The sequence below is a fragment of the Scytonema hofmannii PCC 7110 genome (genome assembly GCF_000346485.2).
Lineage (GTDB): Bacteria > Cyanobacteriota > Cyanobacteriia > Cyanobacteriales > Nostocaceae > Scytonema > Scytonema hofmannii.
This window is the reverse complement of the sequence record NZ_KQ976354.1, coordinates 10602077-10621883: the sequence shown is the minus strand read 5'-3', so window position 1 is coordinate 10621883 and position 19807 is coordinate 10602077. Positions and strand designations below refer to the sequence as shown.

The window sequence follows — 19807 nt, the reverse complement described above, 5'->3', positions numbered from 1 at the left end:
TGCAGGTAACGCAGAATAAACAGTTCTACGCTGAGTCATGGTGAAGTCAATAAATCGAATGACTCCGATTTATTACGAATTGCTCCGTTTTGTGTACTTCTCTTGAGCGTTTATTCACTACGGCTGTTAATCTGTACTACTTTTTGAACTATTTATAGGCTAAAAATCTCATGGGGGTAAGGGTTTTTTGGGTTTAGGGAAAGGGACAAGGGAGAATCATCAATTACAAATGCCCCATGCCCCATGCCCATCCGATGCTTATTTTGTTGTGACTTGATCGACTAATTCTTTAGTTTGTTCAAGGATGTTGGGACTCTGATTTTCTTGTTCTTCAGCTTTTATATTTCTTTCGTAAGTTTTCTCTATGGTTTTAGGGCTGTTAGAGTCTTCGATGGCTTGTTCGTAAGCTTTTTGTCTATCTTCTTCTCGCAGCCCAGCAGCTTCGTTGTATTCGTAAGCGCGGTCAATCTTTTCTTCTGGTGTTAGTTGATTGGCACGAGATGTTACGGCATAGCTAGGCTGCTGAGTAAAAAAAAATAAACCCGATAGGCTGATGAAAAGCATCAACCCTAAAACAACAACGCTTTGACGTAATGCTTTATTAACAATGGCTAAAAACGTTTGCATACGACTACCCTCCTGATTATACATTGTGCGGTTGGATTTGCTGAGTGTAGGGATAAATACTGATACACACTCTTAGCCTCACAGGAATATTACGCGTCTGGATGCAACTTTGACTTCTGCCAAAAGAAAGGTTATGCTATTTTGGATTTTGGATTTTAGATTTTGGATTTTGGATTTTAGATTTTGGATTTGAAGTGTTTCAAATTCAAACCCAATTTTGCATCAAAACCATTCATGATTAATTTTGATGCCTCGGCTTTGCATGGCTTGTTCAAATAAGTTTGTTGGCAATGCTTCTTCCACTGGTGTCACACCAGGTTTTTTCAGCTTTCCATCAAGTAACATTTGGGCAATACTACCCGTACCGCAACCAGAAGCAACTGCTGTGTTTCTATGCACTAAAGTCGAGCAAAAAACAGCTTCTTTTCCATCTTTTTGACCAGTAATTTCCGAGCGCACTACTACACCAATACCGCTAAAGCGATTGGTTACATCAGTCATGAAGTGACTGACATGAGCTAAAAATTCAATTGCACTTCGCTGCTGCATGACCCATTTGGGAAAAATATGAGCAGCTATCCATGTCATGTGATTGTAAAAATCAGGAACTGAGCCAAATTTAGTGATAACAGTTTTGACAGATGGATAAGCATGAGGCAGTGTATAGGTTTCTGGCATATCAAACCAATAAACTCCACTGCGACCGTATGGGTTGGGAAAATCAATGTTTTCGCGCTGGCTGTAAGGTTTTACTATCTGCCAATTACCATCTATCCAAGCTTCAAAAGGTTGTTGCAAGCCTAAAAAAGTTGTTCGCATGACGGTGATACCAGCACCGCCGGAACCAGAGACTAAATAACTTAAATGAATTTTTTCTGGTTCATCCAATTGTTCTACGCCCTGACGTACCATGCTGTTAGAAATACCTGGGAATATTCCTGTATTAATTATTGCAGTCACTCCAGCGTTGACAGCAGCATCATGATACTCTAAGGCTTTTCTGGTGAAAGAACGGTGATCGCTGACATCAGCATAGTGAACGCCTTGTTCAATACAGATTTTAAGAACGTTAGCGTCTCTATAATGAAACGGACCTGCACAATGGATAACTATGTTAGAAGATGCGATCGCTTTTCTAAGTTTCTCCACATCTGCCAAATCTAAAACCAGATAATGGAGTCGCGGATTGGGGCTTCCGTTATCTGGGGTACGTCCAGTAATAGTAACTTCTGCTTGTGTATGAGTGAGAATATCCTGGGCAACGCTACTGCCAATCCGTCCGCGTCCTCCAAGAATCAAAACCCGATTTGTCATTGCTCCAGTACGATTCACAGCATTTTTATTACATCAATCTTTAGCGATTTTTGTCATCGGTAGTGAGTATGAGGTGGGGAGAATATGGGAGATAGGAGCGGTGGGTACTCTAAAGTTTCTTCTCTGTCTCCGCATGATGCTTTCATTATCTACATCTCTAAGTGTAAGCACTCATAGCGCCGCATCTAATATGCGCTTGAAAAAATTTTCAGCCCGACCCTTGACTCTCCAGTGTACTGGAGCATTCAAGATGAAAGAGCGTTAGCGCCATTTAGTCATTGGAGCAGTCAGATGGAGAATACCACACTCAAACTGCGCGGCATGAGTTGTGCCTCTTGTGCCAGCAGCATTGAAGACGCGATTAATTCTGTCCCCGGTGTCAATGAATGTATCGTGAATTTTGGAGCAGAACAGGCAACAGTTGAATATGACCCTAGAAGAACTGATTTAGAAGCCATTCAAGAGGCGGTAGATGCAGCAGGTTACTCTGCCTACCCACTCCTAGAACAAAACCTGATGGCGGGAGAAGATGATGCTGAGAAAAGACATCGCTTAAGAGAATCCCGCGATTTAATGCGAAAAGTGACGGTGGGGGGCATCATTAGCATTGTATTGCTCATTGGGTCACTGCCAATGATGACAGGGTTGCACTTACCCTTTATCCCCATGTGGTTGCATAATCCTTGGGTGCAGTTGATACTCACTACCCCAGTACAGTTCTGGTGTGGTTACTCCTTCTACATCAATGCTTGGAAAGCTTTAAAACGTCATGCTGCCACAATGGATACCCTAATTGCTTTGGGTACAAGTGCAGCGTATTTTTATTCGCTGTTTCCCACCTTATTTCCCAGCTTTTTCATCAATCAGGGATTAACGCAAGATGTATATTATGAAACTGCTGCTGTCGTCATGACCCTGATTTTGCTAGGAAGACTATTTGAAAATCGCGCTAAAGGACAAACCTCAGAAGCTATCCGCAAGCTAATTGGGTTACAAGCTAAAACGGCGCGTTTGATTCGCAATGGACAAGAAGTAGATGTCCCAATTGAAGAAGTACAGATAGGAAATGTGATACTGGTTCGTCCGGGCGAGAAAATTCCTGTTGACGGGGAAGTCATTGAGGGAGCATCCACAATTGATGAAGCGATGGTGACAGGGGAAAGTTTGCCCGTGAAAAAGCAACCAGGCGATGAAGTGATTGGAGCTACCATTAACAAAACTGGGAGTTTCAAGTTTCGGGCGACACGAGTCGGAAGCGATACTGTGCTGGCGCAGATTGTCCAGCTAGTACAGCAAGCACAGGGTTCCAAAGCCCCAATTCAGAGATTAGCAGACCAAGTAACTGGATGGTTTGTACCTGCGGTGATTGCGATCGCACTGCTGACTTTCATCATTTGGTTTAATTTCACGGGCAACGTTACTTTGGCACTCATCACCACAGTTGGAGTACTCATTATCGCCTGTCCTTGTGCGCTGGGTTTAGCCACACCAACTTCTGTCATGGTAGGAACGGGTATTGGTGCAGAAAATGGCATTTTGATTAAAGGTGCCGAAAGCTTGGAACTAGCGCATAAAATCCAAACAATCGTGCTGGACAAAACTGGAACCATTACTCAGGGTAAACCAACAGTCACCGATTTTGTCACCGTTAACGGTACTGCTAATGGTAACGAAATGAGGTTGGTGCAACTTACGGCATCTGTGGAACGCAATTCTGAACATCCACTGGCGGAAGCGGTTGTGAGATACGCCCAATCTCAAGAAGTGAAGTTAGTAGATGTCAAGGAGTTTGAAGCAATTACAGGCAGTGGTGTACGGGGTATAGTTTCTGGTCATCTTGTGCAAATTGGTACGCAACGCTGGATGGAAGAATTGGGTATTAACACTCAAGCCTTGCAACAAGATAAAGAGCGTTTGGAGTATTTAGGTAAAACTGCGATTTGGATTGCGGTTGACGGACAAATTCAGGGATTGATGGGTATTTCTGATGCTATCAAACCCACCTCCATACAAGCAATTCGCGCTTTGCAAAAACTAGGTTTAGAAGTGGTGATGCTTACGGGTGATAATCGCCGCACCGCAGAAACCATTGCTCGTGAAGTTGGTATCAAGCGCGTTTTGGCAGAAGTCCGCCCGGAGCAAAAAGCCGCTACAGTGCAGAAACTGCAATCAGAAGGAAAGATTGTGGCCATGGTTGGAGATGGTATCAATGATGCACCAGCGTTAGCCCAAGCCGATGTGGGAATGGCAATTGGCACTGGTACAGATGTCGCGATCGCCGCCAGTGACATCACGCTCATCTCCGGTGATTTACGAAGCATAGTCACTGCCATTCAATTAAGCCGCGCTACAATTCGCAATATTCGACAAAACTTATTCTTCGCCTTCATCTACAATGTTGCTGGAATTCCAATTGCAGCTGGAATTCTCTTCCCCATCTTCGGTTGGTTGCTTAACCCCATCATTGCGGGTGCAGCAATGGCATTTAGCTCGGTTTCAGTTGTGACAAATGCGCTACGTTTGCGTAAATTTCAAGCTAAAGCAGTAGCATAAGGAGGTAGCAAATGTTGAGTAAAGTAATTCTTGGCAGTATAGCAAGCTTAGGATTGGTATTTAGTGTTGCCTCAGGTAAAGCAGTTACACAGATGAATCATGAAATGCCAACGACTGAGCGATCGCAGACAACTCAGTTCCGCCCTATTGAGCAACCATTCTGGGTAAAAGGTGCAGTGACAACAGGCGGCTTGGGGTTAATCGGACTAGAAATCTGGTGGTTTCTCTTGAGTAAACCTAAGTCCCAAAAAGCCGAAGCCCATGATGGTATTCAAGAAGTTAGCATTACTGTAGATGGAGGTCACATCCATTGAGTTCAGACCCGACAAAGCAGGTACTTATACCTTCAACTGCGGGATGAATATGTTCCGAGGAGTTATAGAAGTTCAACCTACTGACTCCACTGCAAAAGCAACTCCAGTAACGACTTCTCAATCTACTCACCAGATCCAACCAGAGCTTTCTTTGCCTACAGAGTCAGCATCAAAAGCAGTGAAAACACCAGAACTTCCAACGTCATAATCTGAGCAAGTGCTTTGATAAATTGCTAATACCGGACTTTGACTTAGCCATCCTCAATAAGGAATTCAATACTATGACTCTGCAACTAACGGTTCCCAAACTGGCTTGTTTTGCTTGCGCGAAGACTATTACCAAAGCAATTCAATCAATTGATTCTACAGCCACAGTGCAAGCCGATCCAAAAACAAAACTTGTCAGTATAAAAACTCAAGTATCTGAGACAAAAATTAAAGAAATAATAGCTGCTATCGGCTATCCATCTGTTTAGGAATTTGAGCTTTTCTACTATCAGTAATTAGCATTTAACTAATTGCTGATAGTCAAATATTTATTTCAAAAAAGTTCTTCTGCTTTTAGCAAGAGATGTGAATCGTATGGGCTAGCTTTTTCCGATCCCACTGACGATTTGTCTAGGAGTTAGTTATCTGTTTAAAAAATGGAGCAAAATCAATGAATCGATTTCTGAATGCAATTACTATAACAACTACTTTGATACTAGCTCAAAGTTGCTCCTTATTACTTAGAGAAGAAGGGAAACCAATATCTGCTGCCACACATCAGCATGAGGAGCATTCGATGGATGAGAGCGATCGCAGAGAACATTCAACAAGTGGCGCGGGTAATAGGAAGAAAGCATTTACTCAGGCAAAACTCAAAGTTCCAAGCATCATTACCCATAATAAAAATATTCCGATAGTGATTGGCGTTCAAGATTCTGATGGGAAAGCAATTGCAAACTTTGACACTTTCCAAGAAAAGTTAATGCACCTCATTCTTGTCAGTGATGATCTTCAGTTTTTTAGTCATCTTCATCCCACATATAAAGAAAATGGGCAGTTTGAAGTTGAAGCCCATTTTCCGCAAGCAGGTGGTTACACATTTTTTAGTGACTACAAACCTGCTGGTCAAATAGAACAAGTCTCAGTATTAAAAACACAAGTTACTGGAAACAGTATTGCTGCTCCAGAAATTGACCTAAATCACAGTAAAACTTTCAATGATACTAAAATCAATCTCGCTCTTTCTAAACCAACTGTGAAAGCAGGTAAAGAAGTTACTTTGATGTTTAAATTACTAGATGCTTCTAATAATCAACCGCTTACAGACTTGCAGCCTTACTTGGGAGAAAGAGGACATTTAGTCATCTTACGGCAGTCAAATCCATTGAAAGCAGAAAATTACATTCATGCTCACGCGCTGAAAGATACCCCCGCAGGACAGGTTCATTTTATAACTAGCTTTCCTCAAGCAGGAAAGTATAAGCTCTGGGGTCAGTTCAATCGCAATGGTAAAATCGTCACAGCTGATTTTTGGATAAATGCTGTTTAACAGTAAGACGAGAAGTGCAAAACTCCCGTGCTTCTAACTTTGTATGAACAGCGCCCAACGAATCAAACGCCACAGCGGTGTGGTTTTAGACCTTGAAAACTGCTGTAAATTGCTGCTGTATCTCAATCGTGCTAAACCGCCATGTTAAAATGGCGGCTGCTAAAGCAAGAGACGTAGCTAGTAACGGTTTCATGGAACAAGTCGGAATTAGTGTTAATTTTAAGATATCTAATACTATTTCTGAGTTTATGCCTTATATCAGTCCTAAAGACGCCGCAGAACTAACAGGCTTTCATCCAAAAACTCTAGCTAAGTGGGCAGACGCCGGGAAAATTGACTTTATCAAAGCTGAGAGTGGTTATCGCCGATACGATGTGACCTCCCTCAGAAAGATGATTGGGGAGGACGACCGAGCAGTCATCATATATGGACGAGTCTCAACGCATTCTCAAAAGGATGATTTGCAACGGCAGTTAGATTTTTTACGCTCGCGCTACCCTAAAGGAGAGATGATTTACGAAGTAGGTTCGGGGTTGAACTTTAAGCGGAAAAAGCTTTTATCGATATTAGAAAGAGTGATTAATCGCGAAGTAAAAGAAATAGTAGTAGCTTATTCAGATCGGTTGGTCAGGTTCGGTTTTGACCTTGTAGTTTGGCTTTGTGCTCAATTTGATTGTAAAGTTATTGTGTTGAATCAAGTCGTGCTTTCTCCTCAACAAGAGTTAGTGCAAGATCTGCTAGCAATCATGCATTGTTTTTCTGCAAGGCTTTACGGCTTGCGAAAGTATGAAAAACCGATCAGAAAAACTTTAGAAGTAGAAAAATTAGATGAAGATTCCATGAAGAATGATGTCTAAATCGGAAATGTCGGGGACATTTTTGTATACTAAAACAGTCAAGCGAAGGAGGTGATACAACGTGGGGCGAGTCAAAGGACATATTGAAGTTCAAAAGACAGTGATATTAAGAGCTAAAAGTGAAACTGCTTACAGGGAAGAAATAGTTAAACATATTATTACTACCAAACAATTGTACGCAGATACAACTGAGTTTTATGTTTTGGTATTTCTGGAGAATTTAGAGCTACTCAATTTAAAATCTGATGACTTGTATAGCGTTGTAGAGAAATTAACATTAATTACCAAACAAAGACCCTCCCCGGAAATTCCCTTGCAGATCAACACAGTTCAAGACATGCGTCGTTCTTGCATTAAAACCGCTTTTGGTATAGCAAAGTCTTGGGACTCGAACTATAAAAAATGGGAGTTACGTAGAGATAAGCATGAAGAAAAACAAGCCAAGAAATTAGCCATTTCTGAAGCTAAGGGCCAGAAATACACTCCGAAAAAGTTCACAGATAAACCACCGCTACCACCTCGTAATTATACAAACATTCATCCTACTTTCTATCGTGGGATGTACAAGGAGTTTGACGGTTCATCAATCATATTAAAACTGTGGACAGGCAACAGATGGGTTTTTATGAAGCAGCCTATCAACCTAGAAGGTAGAGAACTTCCTTATGGTTATGAATGGGGAAGTCCCACGCTGGTTTTAAAAGATAGGTTACATCTTCATGTTCCTGTGATTAAACAAGTCAAATCCAACGGGAAACTGGCTCAACAAGCATTGAACCCTGATGGATTAACAACTTGCAACGTAGATCTAAATCTTGATGGTGATATAGCTGTAGCAACAATTCTACACTCCGACGTTACGGGTAGCGTTACCGAGATTGCCACTCTCTTTGTTAAGGGTAATGATACTATCCAACATCGTAGGAAGCGTGAGTTAGGTTTAATTGCAGTAGCTAGTTCCAAGACAAATAAAGGTTTTGGAGTTAAAAAGATTGGTGATAATTCTCAACGCTTTGAGAAAATTAAGAATAGAGATAATTACGAATCTCATCGAATCTCTAAACGTATAGCTGACTTTGCTCATCAGTATGGAGCGACAGTAATTGTATTTGAGTGTTTAACTAATCTTCGACCCGATAGAGCGAAATTTAGCCGTCGTTCTAATCAAAAAAGAGCTTATTGGCTCTCGTCGAAAATTCGGAAACGAACCAAATACAAAGCTTTTCAGTCTTATGGAATTATCACGGCTCAAGTCTCACCAAAAGATACAAGCAGGCATTGTGCATTATGTAATGGCAACGAAGAAGAAGATTCGTTAGTTTCCAGAATAGAAGCTCAATTTAGTACTGATGTCGCCAGACTTTTTCAAATAATCATGAATAAATCATTGGAGAAAGTTGATTACAGTACGGGAGCGCCAAATTATATTTGTTCCGACACCGTTGAACATAGAGGCAATGCCGATCTGAACGCCGCCCGAAATATAGGTCTACGTTTTTTTGCGAGATATTACCAAAAGCCCAGGTTGAAAGTTGAAAAACAGGGTTTACTTGCTACCCAAGCAGCCAGAAAGGCATTTGGCATGGTAGCTGTGTAAGGGTTAGTGGTTCTACCCATGCGTTCTCGACGTGTTTGGATTACCCGTGCATATATAGTAGCAGCAAGCCTGCAAAGCTATTGACGAGGCATACCCATCGGGAGCGAGAAAAGGAGAGAGAAGTACTAAAAATTCCGATAACTTCCATCTCTCAGGATCACCCATGACAAAGCCCCACCATAAGCCAACGCCACCCAATCCCAACAACAAACCAAGTGTGTAACCACAGGTTAAGCCAATGCCCCAATATGCTAAAGCACCTATCAAAAGGGGAATTCGAGTATCCTTTAATCCTCGCAACGCACCAGCCGCAGCCACTTGAATGCCATCTGCAATTTGGAACATTGCTGCTACTCCCAGAAGTTGCTTTGCCAAACTGACGACAGCTACATTCTTAGGATCGGTAGTATCAATATAAAGTGACACGATCCTCTCTGGAAATGCCCAGAACAAAATGCCCATTGCTGCCATGAACACTGCAGCCATGCCAATACCGACAAATCCTGCCAGTCGCGCCCCTTTGGGGTTTTCTTGCCCCACGAGTTGCCCAACTCTCACAGTTGTTGCTATTGAAAGTCCAACTGGAATCATAAAGGTAAGAATTGCTGTCTGAAAAGCAATTTGATGGGCTGCTAATGTCACTGTTCCCAATTGTCCCATTAAAAAAGTGACGCAGGTGAAAAACCCACCTTCGACTCCTGCTAGTACGCCAATGGGTACACCAACTTGCATCAATTCCCAAAAGACTTTACGTTCAAATTGATGCAATGCAGAAAATGCAACGTAGATTCGCAGTTGAGGGTGGTTGAGGATGTAAATTGCCAAAGCAGCAAACATTGCCCAAAAGGAGAAAGCGCTTGCATAACCAATTCCCGCTAAACCTAATGCAGGAAAGCCATATTTACCGAACATTAAAATATAGTTACCTACAATGTTGAGCAACGTACCACCTATGACGATCGCAATCACGGGACGGGGTTTTGATAAGGCTGAGACAAAACTTTTCAGAACGGCAAACCCCAACCCTGGTAGATAGCCCCATGCGATCGCCCTCAAATACTCTTCTGCTAATGCCACAGTTTTCGGTTCTTGCCCGAACAAGCGCAGTAGTGTTCCACCATGCCATATAATTAATGTTGTCGGAACTGCCAAGATGAGTGATAACAACAAACCTTGTCGTACCACCCGACTCACTTGCTCGACTCGTCCGGCTCCATAGGCTTCAGCAGCTAGCGGACTCACGGAGGAAACGATTCCAGAACCCATATACATAAGTATGTGAAATATAGACGCTCCTAATGCTCCGGCTGCAATGATTTGGCTTCCCAAAATGCCCATCATGACTGTATCGACAAACGTTGTCGCTCCTTGAGATAGCTGTGCTCCAGCTAAAGGAACTGCTAGAATTAGACACTCTTTAATTTCAGCGATGACCCTGGATTTTAATATTATGTAACTCATAGGAACTACGGAAATTACCCCGATAATTAGTCCTCAGAAATCATATTCATTATGATTTAGAAAGGCAGAGTTACATTGTAGCTTAATACTACATTAATGGATGAGTTTCCCTCATTGAATTTCTGGCGTTGCTGAATAACAGTATGAATTACCCTCATCCCCAACCCTTCTCCCAAAGGGATTTGGGAGCTAGAATTCTTGTCCCCTCTCCCTTTGGGAGAGGGCTAGGGTGAGGGCAAATCTTAAGGGTTTAACTAGGATTCATACCTTGATTCAGCAACGCCCAATTTCTTTCAGAATGTTAGCTGAGTTCGTCTCTGGCGGGCGCGACAGATTTATCGCTTTCATAGCGATTCCACATTTATCATATCAACATTAAAGACATCTGCGAAATTCTTTGCCACTTGAGAGCGTACCTCAGAACAAGTTATACTGGGAAGCCATTGGGCTAAACTACCCACAGGTTTATCAACAATGCCACAGGGGACAATATGTTGAAATCCTCTTAAATCGGGACAAACATTTAATGAGAAACCGTGCATAGTAATCCAACGGCTGACTTTAATGCCAATCGCTGCGACTTTACGTCCTTCGAGCCACACTCCTGTGAATCCAGGATTGCGTTCCCCTGCTAACCCGTAGGATTTTAATGTGAGTATTAGCACTTCTTCTAGTTGCCGCAGGTACCAGTGGAGGTCTTTACAATAATAATGCAAATTTAAAATTGGATACCCAACCAGTTGTCCGGGACAGTGATAAGTCACTTCACCACCTCTTTCAACCCGATGGATTTCATACTGGCTTTTGCTTGGGTCAAACTTGAGAAATTCTGGGTTCGCTCCTTGTCCTAAAGTATAGACTGGTGGGTGTTCTAGCAATATCAGCACGTCATCTAGACGAACGTCGTTAATGCGTTCCATTTGAAGTTGACGCTGCAATCTCAGTGTTTCTACGTAACACATTACTTCTTGGTTATATAACAAACATCGACGTTGGCGCAGAAACATACTACAGATAACCTAAAAAATCAAGTAGTGTGAGAATAAAATGTATTTCATGTTACCAACTAAGTAACAAAAATTGTCAAGCTATGCAAAGGATTTTAAAGGAAAGTCACGGGAAGTGGTTTTCCAGAATACAAGATGCTAGTTTTGATATATTAACCTCAATGGTGTTGGGAGGAATTCTCTGCAATAACCGTCACGCCAAAACATATAGTTAAGAATGAACACCGATGATGACGCCTAAGCGATGGACAGCATACAATAGAAAAAATCTGTAAAAACTCGTTTTTTTCTTAAAAGGCAACAAGCCACTGAAGAAGCTCAATCTACGATGTCTGCACCAATTCCAATTGCCTTTCAATACAGTTGGAAATATTGGCAAGTTTTGTAGGTAACTTTGAGCTAAGGAATTTCTGAAATTTCAGCTTCAGTTGGCATCGGGGTAGGTGTCATCCCAGTACTATATTGTTCTGGCGGCAGTTGTTAGACCTTACCGCAATTCCTTTTCATCCAAGCCAATATTTATATACAGCATTGAGCGGGAGAGTTTACATGAAGCTTGTCATCCACGGCAAAAATATTGAAATTACCGAAGCGATTAGGGATTACGTGCATCAAAAAATTGAAAAGGCGGTAAATCATTTTCAAAACATCACAAACGAAGTGGATGTGCATTTAAGCGTGGCTCGCAACCCCAGAATTAGTCCAAAGCAGTCGGCTGAAGTTACCATTTACGCAAATGGCAATGTCATCCGTGCAGAGGAAAACAGCGAGAACTTATACGCTAGCATAGATTTAGTAGCTGATAAAATAGCTCGTCAACTGCGTAAATATAAAGAACGGCGTCACGAACAGAAAACTCATGCTCAAACGACTATTGATGGAGTTGTTCAAGAAACTGTTGTAAAAGATTTAATAGGCGATCGCACTCCCGAACTACCAGAAGAAGTAGTGCGATGCAAATATTTTTCTATGCCCCCAATGACTGTTGCAGAAGCTTTAGATCAACTGCAATCAGTCGGTCACGATTTTTATATGTTCCGTAATGCAGACACTGGAGAAATAAACGTTGTTTACGAACGCAATCATGGTGGATACGGTGTGATCCAACCACGCAATAATAACGGTCACACTCATAACGGTCACACAAACGGCAAGAACGGCAAAACAGCCCACGTTGCCGTTCCTGAGAAATATTATCAGAAATAGTAAGTAGGGGCGCAAGGCATTGCGCCCCTACAGTAGTTAGTTGTTTCCACTAACCACTAACTAAACCCCAATCTTTTGCAGTATTTTTAGTGCTTCTTCGACATGTCCTTTGAAATTAAACATGGAGTCGAAAACATATTGTACTATCCCTTCTTTGTCAATGACATAAGTCACGCGACCTGGAAACAAACCAAAAGCTGCGGTTGCACCGTAAGACTTACGGATTTGGTCTCCTTTATCGCTTAAGAGGGTAAAGGGTAGCTGATATTTTGTGGCAAATTTTTGATGCGATTCGGGTGAGTCACCACTCACCCCAATAACCTCTGCACCAGCATTTTGAAAAACTTCATACTGGTCGCGGAAAGCACAGGATTCGGCTGTACATCCTGGTGTGTCATCTTTAGGATAAAAATACAAGATGACAAATCTTTTGCCACGAAAATCTTTAAGGCTGATGGGCGTACCATTTTGAGAAGGTAACGTAAAGTCGGGGGCAGTGTCGCCTACTTTAATTGACATAGGTAGTTTAGATTTAAAGGTGGAATTCGTTCGATGGTATTGACTTAACAAAATTTTACTTGGTTATTGGTTTGCTTAGTCTCGATCGGTAGTATCAGGCGGAGTACTTTAGAATATCTTTTGCAATATTCTGTCTTATGCGTCTGACTTCTCTTGATGTTTTTCGGGGCATCACTATCGCTGGTATGATTCTTGTCAACATGGCGAGTCTTGCCGAACCTAATGTTTACGCACCATTACTCCATGCACCATGGCATGGTTGTACTCCAACTGATTTGGTTTTTCCTTTCTTTTTGTTTATTGTCGGTGTGGCAATGGCTTTTTCATTGTCAAAATACACCGAGAAAAATAAACCAGATGCATCTGTTTACTGGCGTATTCTACGTCGTACTGCTATTCTATTTGCTTTGGGATTGCTACTTAACGGCTTTTGGAATAAAGGGCTTTGGACATTTGATTTAAGTACCATCCGTATCATGGGAGTGCTGCAACGTATCAGTTTGTCGTACCTACTTGCTTCGCTTGCAGTTCTCAATTTACCTCGTAAGGGACAGTGGATACTAGCAGGAGTTTTACTCCTTGGCTACTGGTTAACAATGATGTACGTACCAGTTCCCGGTTATGGTGCTGGAGTGCTGACACGATTCGGGAATTTCGGTGCTTACGTAGATCGTTTGATTATTCCCGCAGCACATTTATATAAGGGAGATGGGTTTAATAACTTGGGAGATCCAGAAGGGCTTTTCAGCACGATACCCGCCGTTGTGAGTGTTCTTATCGGTTACTTTACCGGACAGTGGATACGGAATAAAAAATACACTCATTCTGAAACCAGTATGGATTTAGTTTTGTTTGGACTAAGTTGCCTAGTTATAGGTGGAATCTGGGATTTAGCATTTCCTATGAATAAAAAGCTGTGGACTAGTTCCTATGTAATTTTTACAAGTGGTTGGGCATTATTATTACTTGCAGCTTGTTACGAATTGATTGAAGTGCGACGGATACGGCGTTGGAGTAAACCTTTTGAAGTGATGGGATTAAATGCCATAGCAATCTTTGTGGCTTCAATATTGTTAATTAAAATCTTAGTAAGAACCAAAATTGGTTCTGGAGAGAAGGCGCTAAGCACTTACGAGTGGATTTATCAAAATCTTTTTGCCTCCTGGACAGGTACAGTCAACGGTTCTTTATTGTTCGCCATTGTCACTGTTCTGCTATGGTTGGCAGTTGCTTACGGAATGTATCGACAACGCTGGTTTGTTAAGGTTTAGAATTATAAAGCTAGCGGTTTAGGTCCCCGACAACTCATGCGAAGTCGGGGATCTGAGCAGATATAATTATTACAAAAATAAAGGTTAATCAATGGTTGCTGAAATCAAAGAATTTGATGCCCAGCACTGGGTAAAAACTCGTTCCTCTCTGAATCCCAGCGAATCTACCTTTCTTGCTTGGAAGGGGAACATTTACGCTTTTATCCCAGGAGAGAAGAAAAAACTTTTATTTAAAATAATGGGCATGAGTGTCAGTAGGTGTATACCCACAGAAGAAGGTATCTGGGATTTTACCTCTCGCGAATTGACTTATTACCTTAACCCCGAAACAGATGAAATTTTGCACAAATGGGATAATCCTTGGACGAACGAAACTGTTTCGGTAATGCACGTTGCAAATAATCCAGTACAAGGTCATTTCAAAGGAAAGTTTTCCGCACCCGTAGAGGGAGATAGTACAACTTTTGTGTTTGATATCTTTCCTGTCTACCCCAATCCACTCGGAGGAGATCCTAAGTTTGCAGCCTATAGCCCCTATACGACTTATCAAGCTGCAGAGTTGTTTAAATTAACAGTGCCAACTGCAGATCTATTAAACCCCGAAGTTGTCTCTGTCACTGAACTGAGGCTGAGTTGGGATAGGATCGGCCAGTGGCTTCCTTGGATGAAAATGGGTGCTAGCCCCGGTCATCTTATTTATAGTGCTTATGGCAGCAAAGTTGATGGCTTTAGAGGATTGCCACAATTGCTTCAAAATGAGATTGATGAACGCCTTCCTTTGTATAGGGATGCGCCCAAAGCTTTTATGGAGGGGGACGATATGACTTCCTGGCTTTACTTTCAAAAGCACTTTGATGCTTACCTGGCTGGAGAAAGGTTTCCGTTGCCAGTGACCAGTAGGTTGGGTTGAGGAACGAAACCCAACATTTCGTTTTTATCAGTAACCAGTGAGTGGTCAAAATTTTAACACAAGGTACACAAAGTAAAAGTAAGTTTCTCTCATCAAAAACTCAAATTGGCTTTTGAAACTGCGATAGCGGGTAGTGGGTGTGGGGGATGGATACGCGTCTATTCCCATGTCTTGCGCCATTAACACTGCTCGTTTGAGATGCAAGGGGTCACTGACAATCAGAAATTTTCTCAATTTCTTCTTAGCAGCGACTTCTTGGGCATTTTTTAAGTTTTGGTGAGTTGTGTGAGATTCAGTCTCAATCAGAATGTCGGCTTCTTTAACTCCCCTTTCCATAGCATAGCGTTTGCCAACGATCGCTTCGGCTACTGCTTTTTCCGCACCAACACCGCCAGTAAAAATTATGGTACGAACTGTTCCTCTTTTATAAAGATTGATGGCATGACTGATTCTTTCGCGAAACACTGGAGATGGTTGTTCTCCCCAAACGGCTGCTCCCAGGACTATCGCTGCATCAGCCTTGACAACATTGTTGGGATTGCCGTAAAAGTAAATACTAAATGCTGTTGTTACAAACACAAGTAAAGTTGCAGATGCAATGCCAAGCAACACCAAGGCTAACCAGTATTTTCTCGTCTGATAACTGGGCATTGTGAAAATTCCCCGATTTCAAATTAATAAACTTGTTTAACCTTTGTAACAATTCTTTTAGGATTCTAACAACGTCCAAAAGTAACCATCTGGCGAAACGAAGGAAAAACTCATTTCCCCAAACTCATTGGTCACTACCGTTGTATATTTTTGTACTGGACTGGCTTTGATGCGATCGCAGTACACATTCAGTCCTTTGACTTGGTAAGTGTACAAACACGTTCCCAAACACCCTGGTTGTGCGAATTCAAAGCGGGAATCTAATTTGACAGAATCGGGAAAGCGAATGATGTAAAGTCTACCAGAACGAGCTGCAGACAAGTCTGTTTTTGAAGAACGGGGATCGTCAAAAGCTGTTACATAAAACTTTTCCTTTGGTTGGAGGTTAAAAATCTCCCGCCCTGCTAAGGAAGATTCATAACTAGTCTCCACATCATCCCGTACTCGCAGCAGACCCAAAACCTCGTCATAAAATTTTAAAGTTTCTTTAGAGTCGTCCTGAATCACCATACCCATATGAGTAAATTGGCTGGTTTTCAAAGCAGAACTTTCGTTAATGACTCCATAGTTTGGTACGGTGTAACCAAACCTCTCAAATAAAACCTGTCGCGTCAGGGGTTGCAACAGAAGCATTTCTCGTACCCCGACAGCAGGTTCAATAAAAGGACGGCTTTTTCTCTCTTTGTTGTAAATAACTTCCCAACGAGGGTAAGTGTACCAGATAGCCCAACCTGCTGCTTTTGCATCCTCTATATGGTTTAAAATATTTAGTACATCAGCAGTGAGGGTCGTAGCCCAACGATTTCCCTTCACTTTCATTGACCCCATCTTCAATCCTTCATTTGTGGGGTTTTGCCAAATCATCAGACGAATCAACCCATGATCTGCATTTTGGTGATAAAGGCGAATTGAGCGTAAAGATGAATTGACCCCGTAAAGTTGGTAGGCTCTATCCGCAGGTAATTCCCCTATCTGACCAATACGGTAGCCAAATTGTTCCCAATACTGGATGGCAGAAATTGGTTCTTGAATTCCAATACAGACCTCGTAGATACCTCGAATAGCAGTTTGTCGATCTTGAGATATATTAGGGGAAAACATAAAATTTCGATCTAGTTGACAACGTTATTTTTAACCCGATCTTCATCCTCTGGCAAGATTTTTTATATTGTATTATGAGTAGTCATACAAAATTTCAGAATAATTCTGTAGAAATAATCTGAAAATTTATAGTATCCTAGATGATAGTGTCTAGTCACAAGCTAACACTCGAATTTTAACAAGTTTGTTATTAGAGCAAAAGTTTGCTATCTTTAGTTATTCAGGGTGATTATACAAAATAATACAATTGAACTTAGTCTAAAATATGGATAAAGTGGCTTTTTCAAAACAGTTAACCCTGAATCTAAGTATACATTTTCTTATAATAAAAAGAAATTTTTATCTGCCTTATTCAAATGGGTGTTAAGTTTCACAAGTAGCAACAAAACGAACCTCATTTTTTTTGAGAAAATTTATACGTGTTGCCGAGAGTATCTTGACGGCAACTGAAGTCTCTCGCTAGAAATGTTTCCTCTTTTAGCTAAATAGTTTTTCCACTTGCGTGAGGTAGTCATGAAGATTCTCTTGGTAGAAGATAATGAACACAGTGCTTTATTCTTATCAAAAGCACTCTTAAGCTATCACTACCAAACCGAGACAGTAAAAGACGGTCAAACAGCGCTGGAGTTGATAAGAGCGTTTAACTACGACCTAATTTTACTGGATGTGATGCTTCCTGGGTTAGACGGAATCAGCCTTTGCAGCCAACTTCGCCAAGAAGGCTTTCAACTGCCTATTATGATGATAACCGCCAAAGACAGCACAAGCGATCGCGTCAGAGGATTAGAAGCAGGCGCAGATGAATATGTTGTCAAACCCTGCGAATTATCAGAATTAATTGCCCGAGTCCGAGCGTTACTGCGGCGGGGAAGAGAAATCTTACCGATAGTGTTCGCTTGGGAAAATTTACAGTTAGATGTGAATACTAAAGAAGTGTCTTATGAAAAAAAGCGCTTGCACCTCACACCTAAAGAATACGGTTTATTAGAGCTTTTTTTACGCAATCCGGGCAAAATCTTCAGTCGAAATGAATTACTCAATCGTCTTTGGTCATCCTCAGAGTCTCCTGGAGAGGAGGCTGTCACAACTCAAATTAAGGGTTTGCGACAAAAACTAAAAGCAGCAGGAATGACTGCAGATTTGATTGAAACAGTTTATGGATTAGGGTATCGGTTAAGGGAAAAAAATGGGGGGGTAGAGGAGCAGGGGAGCAAGGAAGAAAATTCTTCTACCTTGTCGCCTATATCTCCCTCATCTTCCTCTACCGTTGAAGTAGAAGTCTTGGCTGTAGTAGCAAAGGCTTGGGAAGATTTTAGAGAAAGTTTTCTCAGAGAACGGTTTGGGTTATTTGAATTGGCATTAAACAATTTATCAACTGAAACTCCAGACATTCACTTGCTTAAACAAGCACAAGCAGAAGCTCATCGTTTGGCTGGCTCCTTGGGAAGTTACGGTTTGCCATTGGGTTCAAAAGTGGCTGGAGAAATCGAATTTCTGTTGCAAACCTTAATAACTTGGAAGGAAAATGCAGCCTTACTATTGAATAGATTGGAAAAATTAACAACGGACTTAAAAAAAACATTACAAGAGCAACCGTGTGATGAAGAAGATAAGAATAGTTATCTCGCAAAAAAAGTTTTTGCGACTCAGAAAAAATCTGCGATCGCCAAACAACAAAAAAGTCAACTCAAGACTCCAATAATATCAAACCATTTATCCTCAAAAAAAAGTCAAGAAGTTAGAATAGAAGCCTTAGCTAGCGGATTGGAGAAACAAAAAGAGTTACAAGTCAATTTGGCAGAACGATTGGAATTGTTTGAGAAAGTCCTCAGTCATTTATCTATTGGAGTACTAGATAGTCAATTACTTCAACAAGCACAAGCAGAAGCTCATCATCTCGCAAGCTCTTTTGGCAACTATGGTTTGCCAACAGGTTCCAAAGTTGCTCGAGAAGCTGAATTTTTATTACAAACTTTGACAAATTGGAGACAACATACAGCTTTATTACTAAATAGATTTGAAAAATTAACAATATGGCTAAAAGAGACCTTACAGCAGCAGCCATATATACCTGTAAGTCCTGTTATTCGTCAATTACCATCAACAAGATTACTCATTGTTGACTATGATACCGTGCTCACCGAACGCATTAAACAAGAGGCAGTTACTAATGGTTTGCAGGTGGAGGTGGCAGCAAATCTCACCTTGGCAAAAAGTATAGTTGCTTCACGCCCTCCTAATGTTGTTCTGCTAGATATTAATCTCGGTAATAGTTATGAAAATGGCTTAAACTTTTTAGCTCAACTTACGGAAGCAAAACCTGAACTTCCCGTTATAGTTTTTACCACATCTAATCAACTGCACTATCGAGTAGAAGTTGCACGATTGGGAGCATATACTTTTTTACAAAAAAATACACCTGTCGATGAAGTGCTTTCCAAAATCACAGAAGTTGTTAATCAATCTTCTGTGAACAAAGCAAAAGTCATGATTGTAGATGATGATCCCCTAATACTCCATCGTATCAAAACATTGCTACTACCTTGGGAACTTCAAGTCACTACCCTGCAATGCCCTCAACAATTTTGGCAAATATTAGAAGCGACAACTCCCGATCTGCTGATTTTAGATATTGAAATGCCGTACTTTAACGGTATTGAACTATGTCAGGCAGTACGTAACGACAGCCGTTGGAGTTGGTTGCCCATCTTATTTCTTTCCGTGCATTCCGATGAAAAAATTTTGCATCAAGTTTATGCAGTAGGAGCAGACTCTTATGTAAAGAAACCAATTGTAGAACATGAATTAATTACTCATATTTTTAATCGTTTGGAACGAAACACATGACCAGTGACCAGTGACCAGTGACCAGTGACCAGTGA

18 protein-coding genes are annotated in these 19807 nt (G+C 41.4%); 11 read left to right on the top strand and 7 right to left on the bottom strand.

Going from position 1 to position 19807, the window contains the following annotated elements; genetic code table 11:
• Positions 1-258 precede the first annotated feature (258 nt).
• Positions 259-627 carry a hypothetical protein gene (locus WA1_RS44770; protein ID WP_148662893.1) on the bottom strand — a complete coding sequence of 123 codons (369 nt, stop codon included), beginning with the start codon at positions 625-627 and terminating at the stop codon, positions 259-261.
• 222 nt (positions 628-849) lie between these two features.
• The gene (locus WA1_RS44765) at positions 850-1941 is read right to left on the bottom strand and encodes a saccharopine dehydrogenase family protein (protein WP_017744040.1); all 1092 of its coding nucleotides are present in this window, start codon (positions 1939-1941) and stop codon (positions 850-852) included.
• A gap of 291 nt (positions 1942-2232) precedes the next feature.
• Between WA1_RS44765 and WA1_RS44760 the strand changes: the two genes are divergently transcribed.
• The 7 genes from WA1_RS44760 (at position 2233) to WA1_RS44735 (ending at position 8799) form a co-directional block, all read left to right on the top strand.
• Positions 2233-4494 carry a heavy metal translocating P-type ATPase gene (locus WA1_RS44760; protein WP_017744039.1) on the top strand — a complete coding sequence of 754 codons (2262 nt, stop codon included), beginning with the start codon at positions 2233-2235 and terminating at the stop codon, positions 4492-4494.
• An 11-nt stretch (positions 4495-4505) separates the two neighbouring features.
• On the top strand, positions 4506-4808 hold the full coding sequence (locus WA1_RS60970) for a hypothetical protein (RefSeq protein ID WP_017744038.1): 303 nt from the start codon (positions 4506-4508) through the stop codon (positions 4806-4808).
• Complete coding sequence (locus WA1_RS60965; protein WP_272819362.1) at positions 4789-5016, top strand: hypothetical protein; 228 nt, start codon at positions 4789-4791, stop codon at positions 5014-5016. The genes WA1_RS60970 and WA1_RS60965 overlap by 20 nt, the downstream gene beginning before the upstream one ends.
• Positions 5017-5089: 73 nt before the next feature.
• Complete coding sequence (locus WA1_RS44750; RefSeq protein ID WP_017744036.1) at positions 5090-5284, top strand: heavy-metal-associated domain-containing protein; 195 nt, start codon at positions 5090-5092, stop codon at positions 5282-5284.
• Positions 5285-5466: 182 nt separating this feature from the next.
• A complete protein-coding gene (locus WA1_RS44745) occupies positions 5467-6345 on the top strand; it encodes a hypothetical protein (RefSeq protein WP_017744035.1) in 879 nt (292 codons plus the stop codon).
• Between the two features lie 128 nt (positions 6346-6473).
• The gene (locus WA1_RS44740) at positions 6474-7202 is read left to right on the top strand and encodes an IS607 family transposase (RefSeq protein ID WP_272819361.1); all 729 of its coding nucleotides are present in this window, start codon (positions 6474-6476) and stop codon (positions 7200-7202) included.
• A 61-nt stretch (positions 7203-7263) separates the two neighbouring features.
• Positions 7264-8799 carry an IS200/IS605 family accessory protein TnpB-related protein gene (locus WA1_RS44735; RefSeq protein WP_017750186.1) on the top strand — a complete coding sequence of 512 codons (1536 nt, stop codon included), beginning with the start codon at positions 7264-7266 and terminating at the stop codon, positions 8797-8799.
• A 12-nt stretch (positions 8800-8811) separates the two neighbouring features.
• Here the strand turns inward: WA1_RS44735 and WA1_RS44730 are convergent, their stop codons facing one another.
• Complete coding sequence (locus WA1_RS44730; protein WP_081403065.1) at positions 8812-10260, bottom strand: MATE family efflux transporter; 1449 nt, start codon at positions 10258-10260, stop codon at positions 8812-8814.
• A gap of 344 nt (positions 10261-10604) precedes the next feature.
• Positions 10605-11222, bottom strand: a complete 618-nt coding sequence (gene lipB, locus WA1_RS44725; protein WP_017744845.1) for a lipoyl(octanoyl) transferase LipB — start codon at positions 11220-11222, stop codon at positions 10605-10607.
• A gap of 594 nt (positions 11223-11816) precedes the next feature.
• Here lipB and hpf point away from each other — a divergent pair.
• Positions 11817-12473 carry a ribosome hibernation-promoting factor, HPF/YfiA family gene (hpf, locus tag WA1_RS44720; protein WP_017744844.1) on the top strand — a complete coding sequence of 219 codons (657 nt, stop codon included), beginning with the start codon at positions 11817-11819 and terminating at the stop codon, positions 12471-12473.
• 60 nt (positions 12474-12533) lie between these two features.
• Here hpf and WA1_RS44715 read toward each other — a convergent pair whose 3' ends face one another.
• Complete coding sequence (locus tag WA1_RS44715) at positions 12534-12992, bottom strand: peroxiredoxin (protein WP_017744843.1); 459 nt, start codon at positions 12990-12992, stop codon at positions 12534-12536.
• A 137-nt stretch (positions 12993-13129) separates the two neighbouring features.
• Here WA1_RS44715 and WA1_RS44710 point away from each other — a divergent pair, with 137 nt between their 5' ends.
• Both WA1_RS44710 and WA1_RS44705 read left to right on the top strand, forming a co-directional pair.
• Positions 13130-14263 (top strand): acyltransferase family protein, encoded by a 1134-nt coding sequence (locus WA1_RS44710; RefSeq protein WP_017744842.1) that lies wholly within the window; start codon positions 13130-13132, stop codon positions 14261-14263.
• Between the two features lie 91 nt (positions 14264-14354).
• Positions 14355-15173: a DUF1838 domain-containing protein gene (locus WA1_RS44705; protein WP_017744841.1), complete on the top strand. Its 819-nt coding sequence runs from the start codon at positions 14355-14357 to the stop codon at positions 15171-15173.
• A 45-nt stretch (positions 15174-15218) separates the two neighbouring features.
• Here WA1_RS44705 and WA1_RS44700 read toward each other — a convergent pair whose 3' ends face one another.
• Positions 15219-15824, bottom strand: a complete 606-nt coding sequence (locus WA1_RS44700) for a YdcF family protein (protein WP_017744840.1) — start codon at positions 15822-15824, stop codon at positions 15219-15221.
• A 57-nt stretch (positions 15825-15881) separates the two neighbouring features.
• Complete coding sequence (locus tag WA1_RS44695; protein WP_017744839.1) at positions 15882-16925, bottom strand: hypothetical protein; 1044 nt, start codon at positions 16923-16925, stop codon at positions 15882-15884.
• A gap of 513 nt (positions 16926-17438) precedes the next feature.
• Between WA1_RS44695 and WA1_RS60960 the strand changes: the two genes are divergently transcribed.
• A complete protein-coding gene (locus tag WA1_RS60960) occupies positions 17439-19772 on the top strand; it encodes a response regulator (protein ID WP_017744838.1) in 2334 nt (777 codons plus the stop codon).
• Positions 19773-19807 lie beyond the last annotated feature (35 nt).

Bases quoted from the DNA above. Each gene is read 5' to 3' on its own strand.
- WA1_RS44770 (WP_148662893.1), bottom strand. From the start codon at position 627: ATGCAAACGTTTTTAGCCATTGTTAATAAAGCATTACGTCAAAGCGTT.
- WA1_RS44765 (WP_017744040.1), bottom strand. From the start codon at position 1,941: ATGACAAATCGGGTTTTGATTCTTGGAGGACGCGGACGGATTGGCAGT.
- WA1_RS44760 (WP_017744039.1), top strand. From the start codon at position 2,233: ATGGAGAATACCACACTCAAACTGCGCGGCATGAGTTGTGCCTCTTGT.
- WA1_RS60970 (WP_017744038.1), top strand. From the start codon at position 4,506: ATGTTGAGTAAAGTAATTCTTGGCAGTATAGCAAGCTTAGGATTGGTA.
- WA1_RS60965 (WP_272819362.1), top strand. From the start codon at position 4,789: ATGGAGGTCACATCCATTGAGTTCAGACCCGACAAAGCAGGTACTTAT.
- WA1_RS44750 (WP_017744036.1), top strand. From the start codon at position 5,090: ATGACTCTGCAACTAACGGTTCCCAAACTGGCTTGTTTTGCTTGCGCG.
- WA1_RS44745 (WP_017744035.1), top strand. From the start codon at position 5,467: ATGAATCGATTTCTGAATGCAATTACTATAACAACTACTTTGATACTA.
- WA1_RS44730 (WP_081403065.1), bottom strand. From the start codon at position 10,260: ATGAGTTACATAATATTAAAATCCAGGGTCATCGCTGAAATTAAAGAG.
- lipB (WP_017744845.1), bottom strand. From the start codon at position 11,222: ATGTGTTACGTAGAAACACTGAGATTGCAGCGTCAACTTCAAATGGAA.
- hpf (WP_017744844.1), top strand. From the start codon at position 11,817: ATGAAGCTTGTCATCCACGGCAAAAATATTGAAATTACCGAAGCGATT.
- WA1_RS44715 (WP_017744843.1), bottom strand. From the start codon at position 12,992: ATGTCAATTAAAGTAGGCGACACTGCCCCCGACTTTACGTTACCTTCT.
- WA1_RS44710 (WP_017744842.1), top strand. From the start codon at position 13,130: ATGCGTCTGACTTCTCTTGATGTTTTTCGGGGCATCACTATCGCTGGT.
- WA1_RS44705 (WP_017744841.1), top strand. From the start codon at position 14,355: ATGGTTGCTGAAATCAAAGAATTTGATGCCCAGCACTGGGTAAAAACT.
- WA1_RS44700 (WP_017744840.1), bottom strand. From the start codon at position 15,824: ATGCCCAGTTATCAGACGAGAAAATACTGGTTAGCCTTGGTGTTGCTT.
- WA1_RS44695 (WP_017744839.1), bottom strand. From the start codon at position 16,925: ATGTTTTCCCCTAATATATCTCAAGATCGACAAACTGCTATTCGAGGT.
- WA1_RS60960 (WP_017744838.1), top strand. From the start codon at position 17,439: ATGAAGATTCTCTTGGTAGAAGATAATGAACACAGTGCTTTATTCTTA.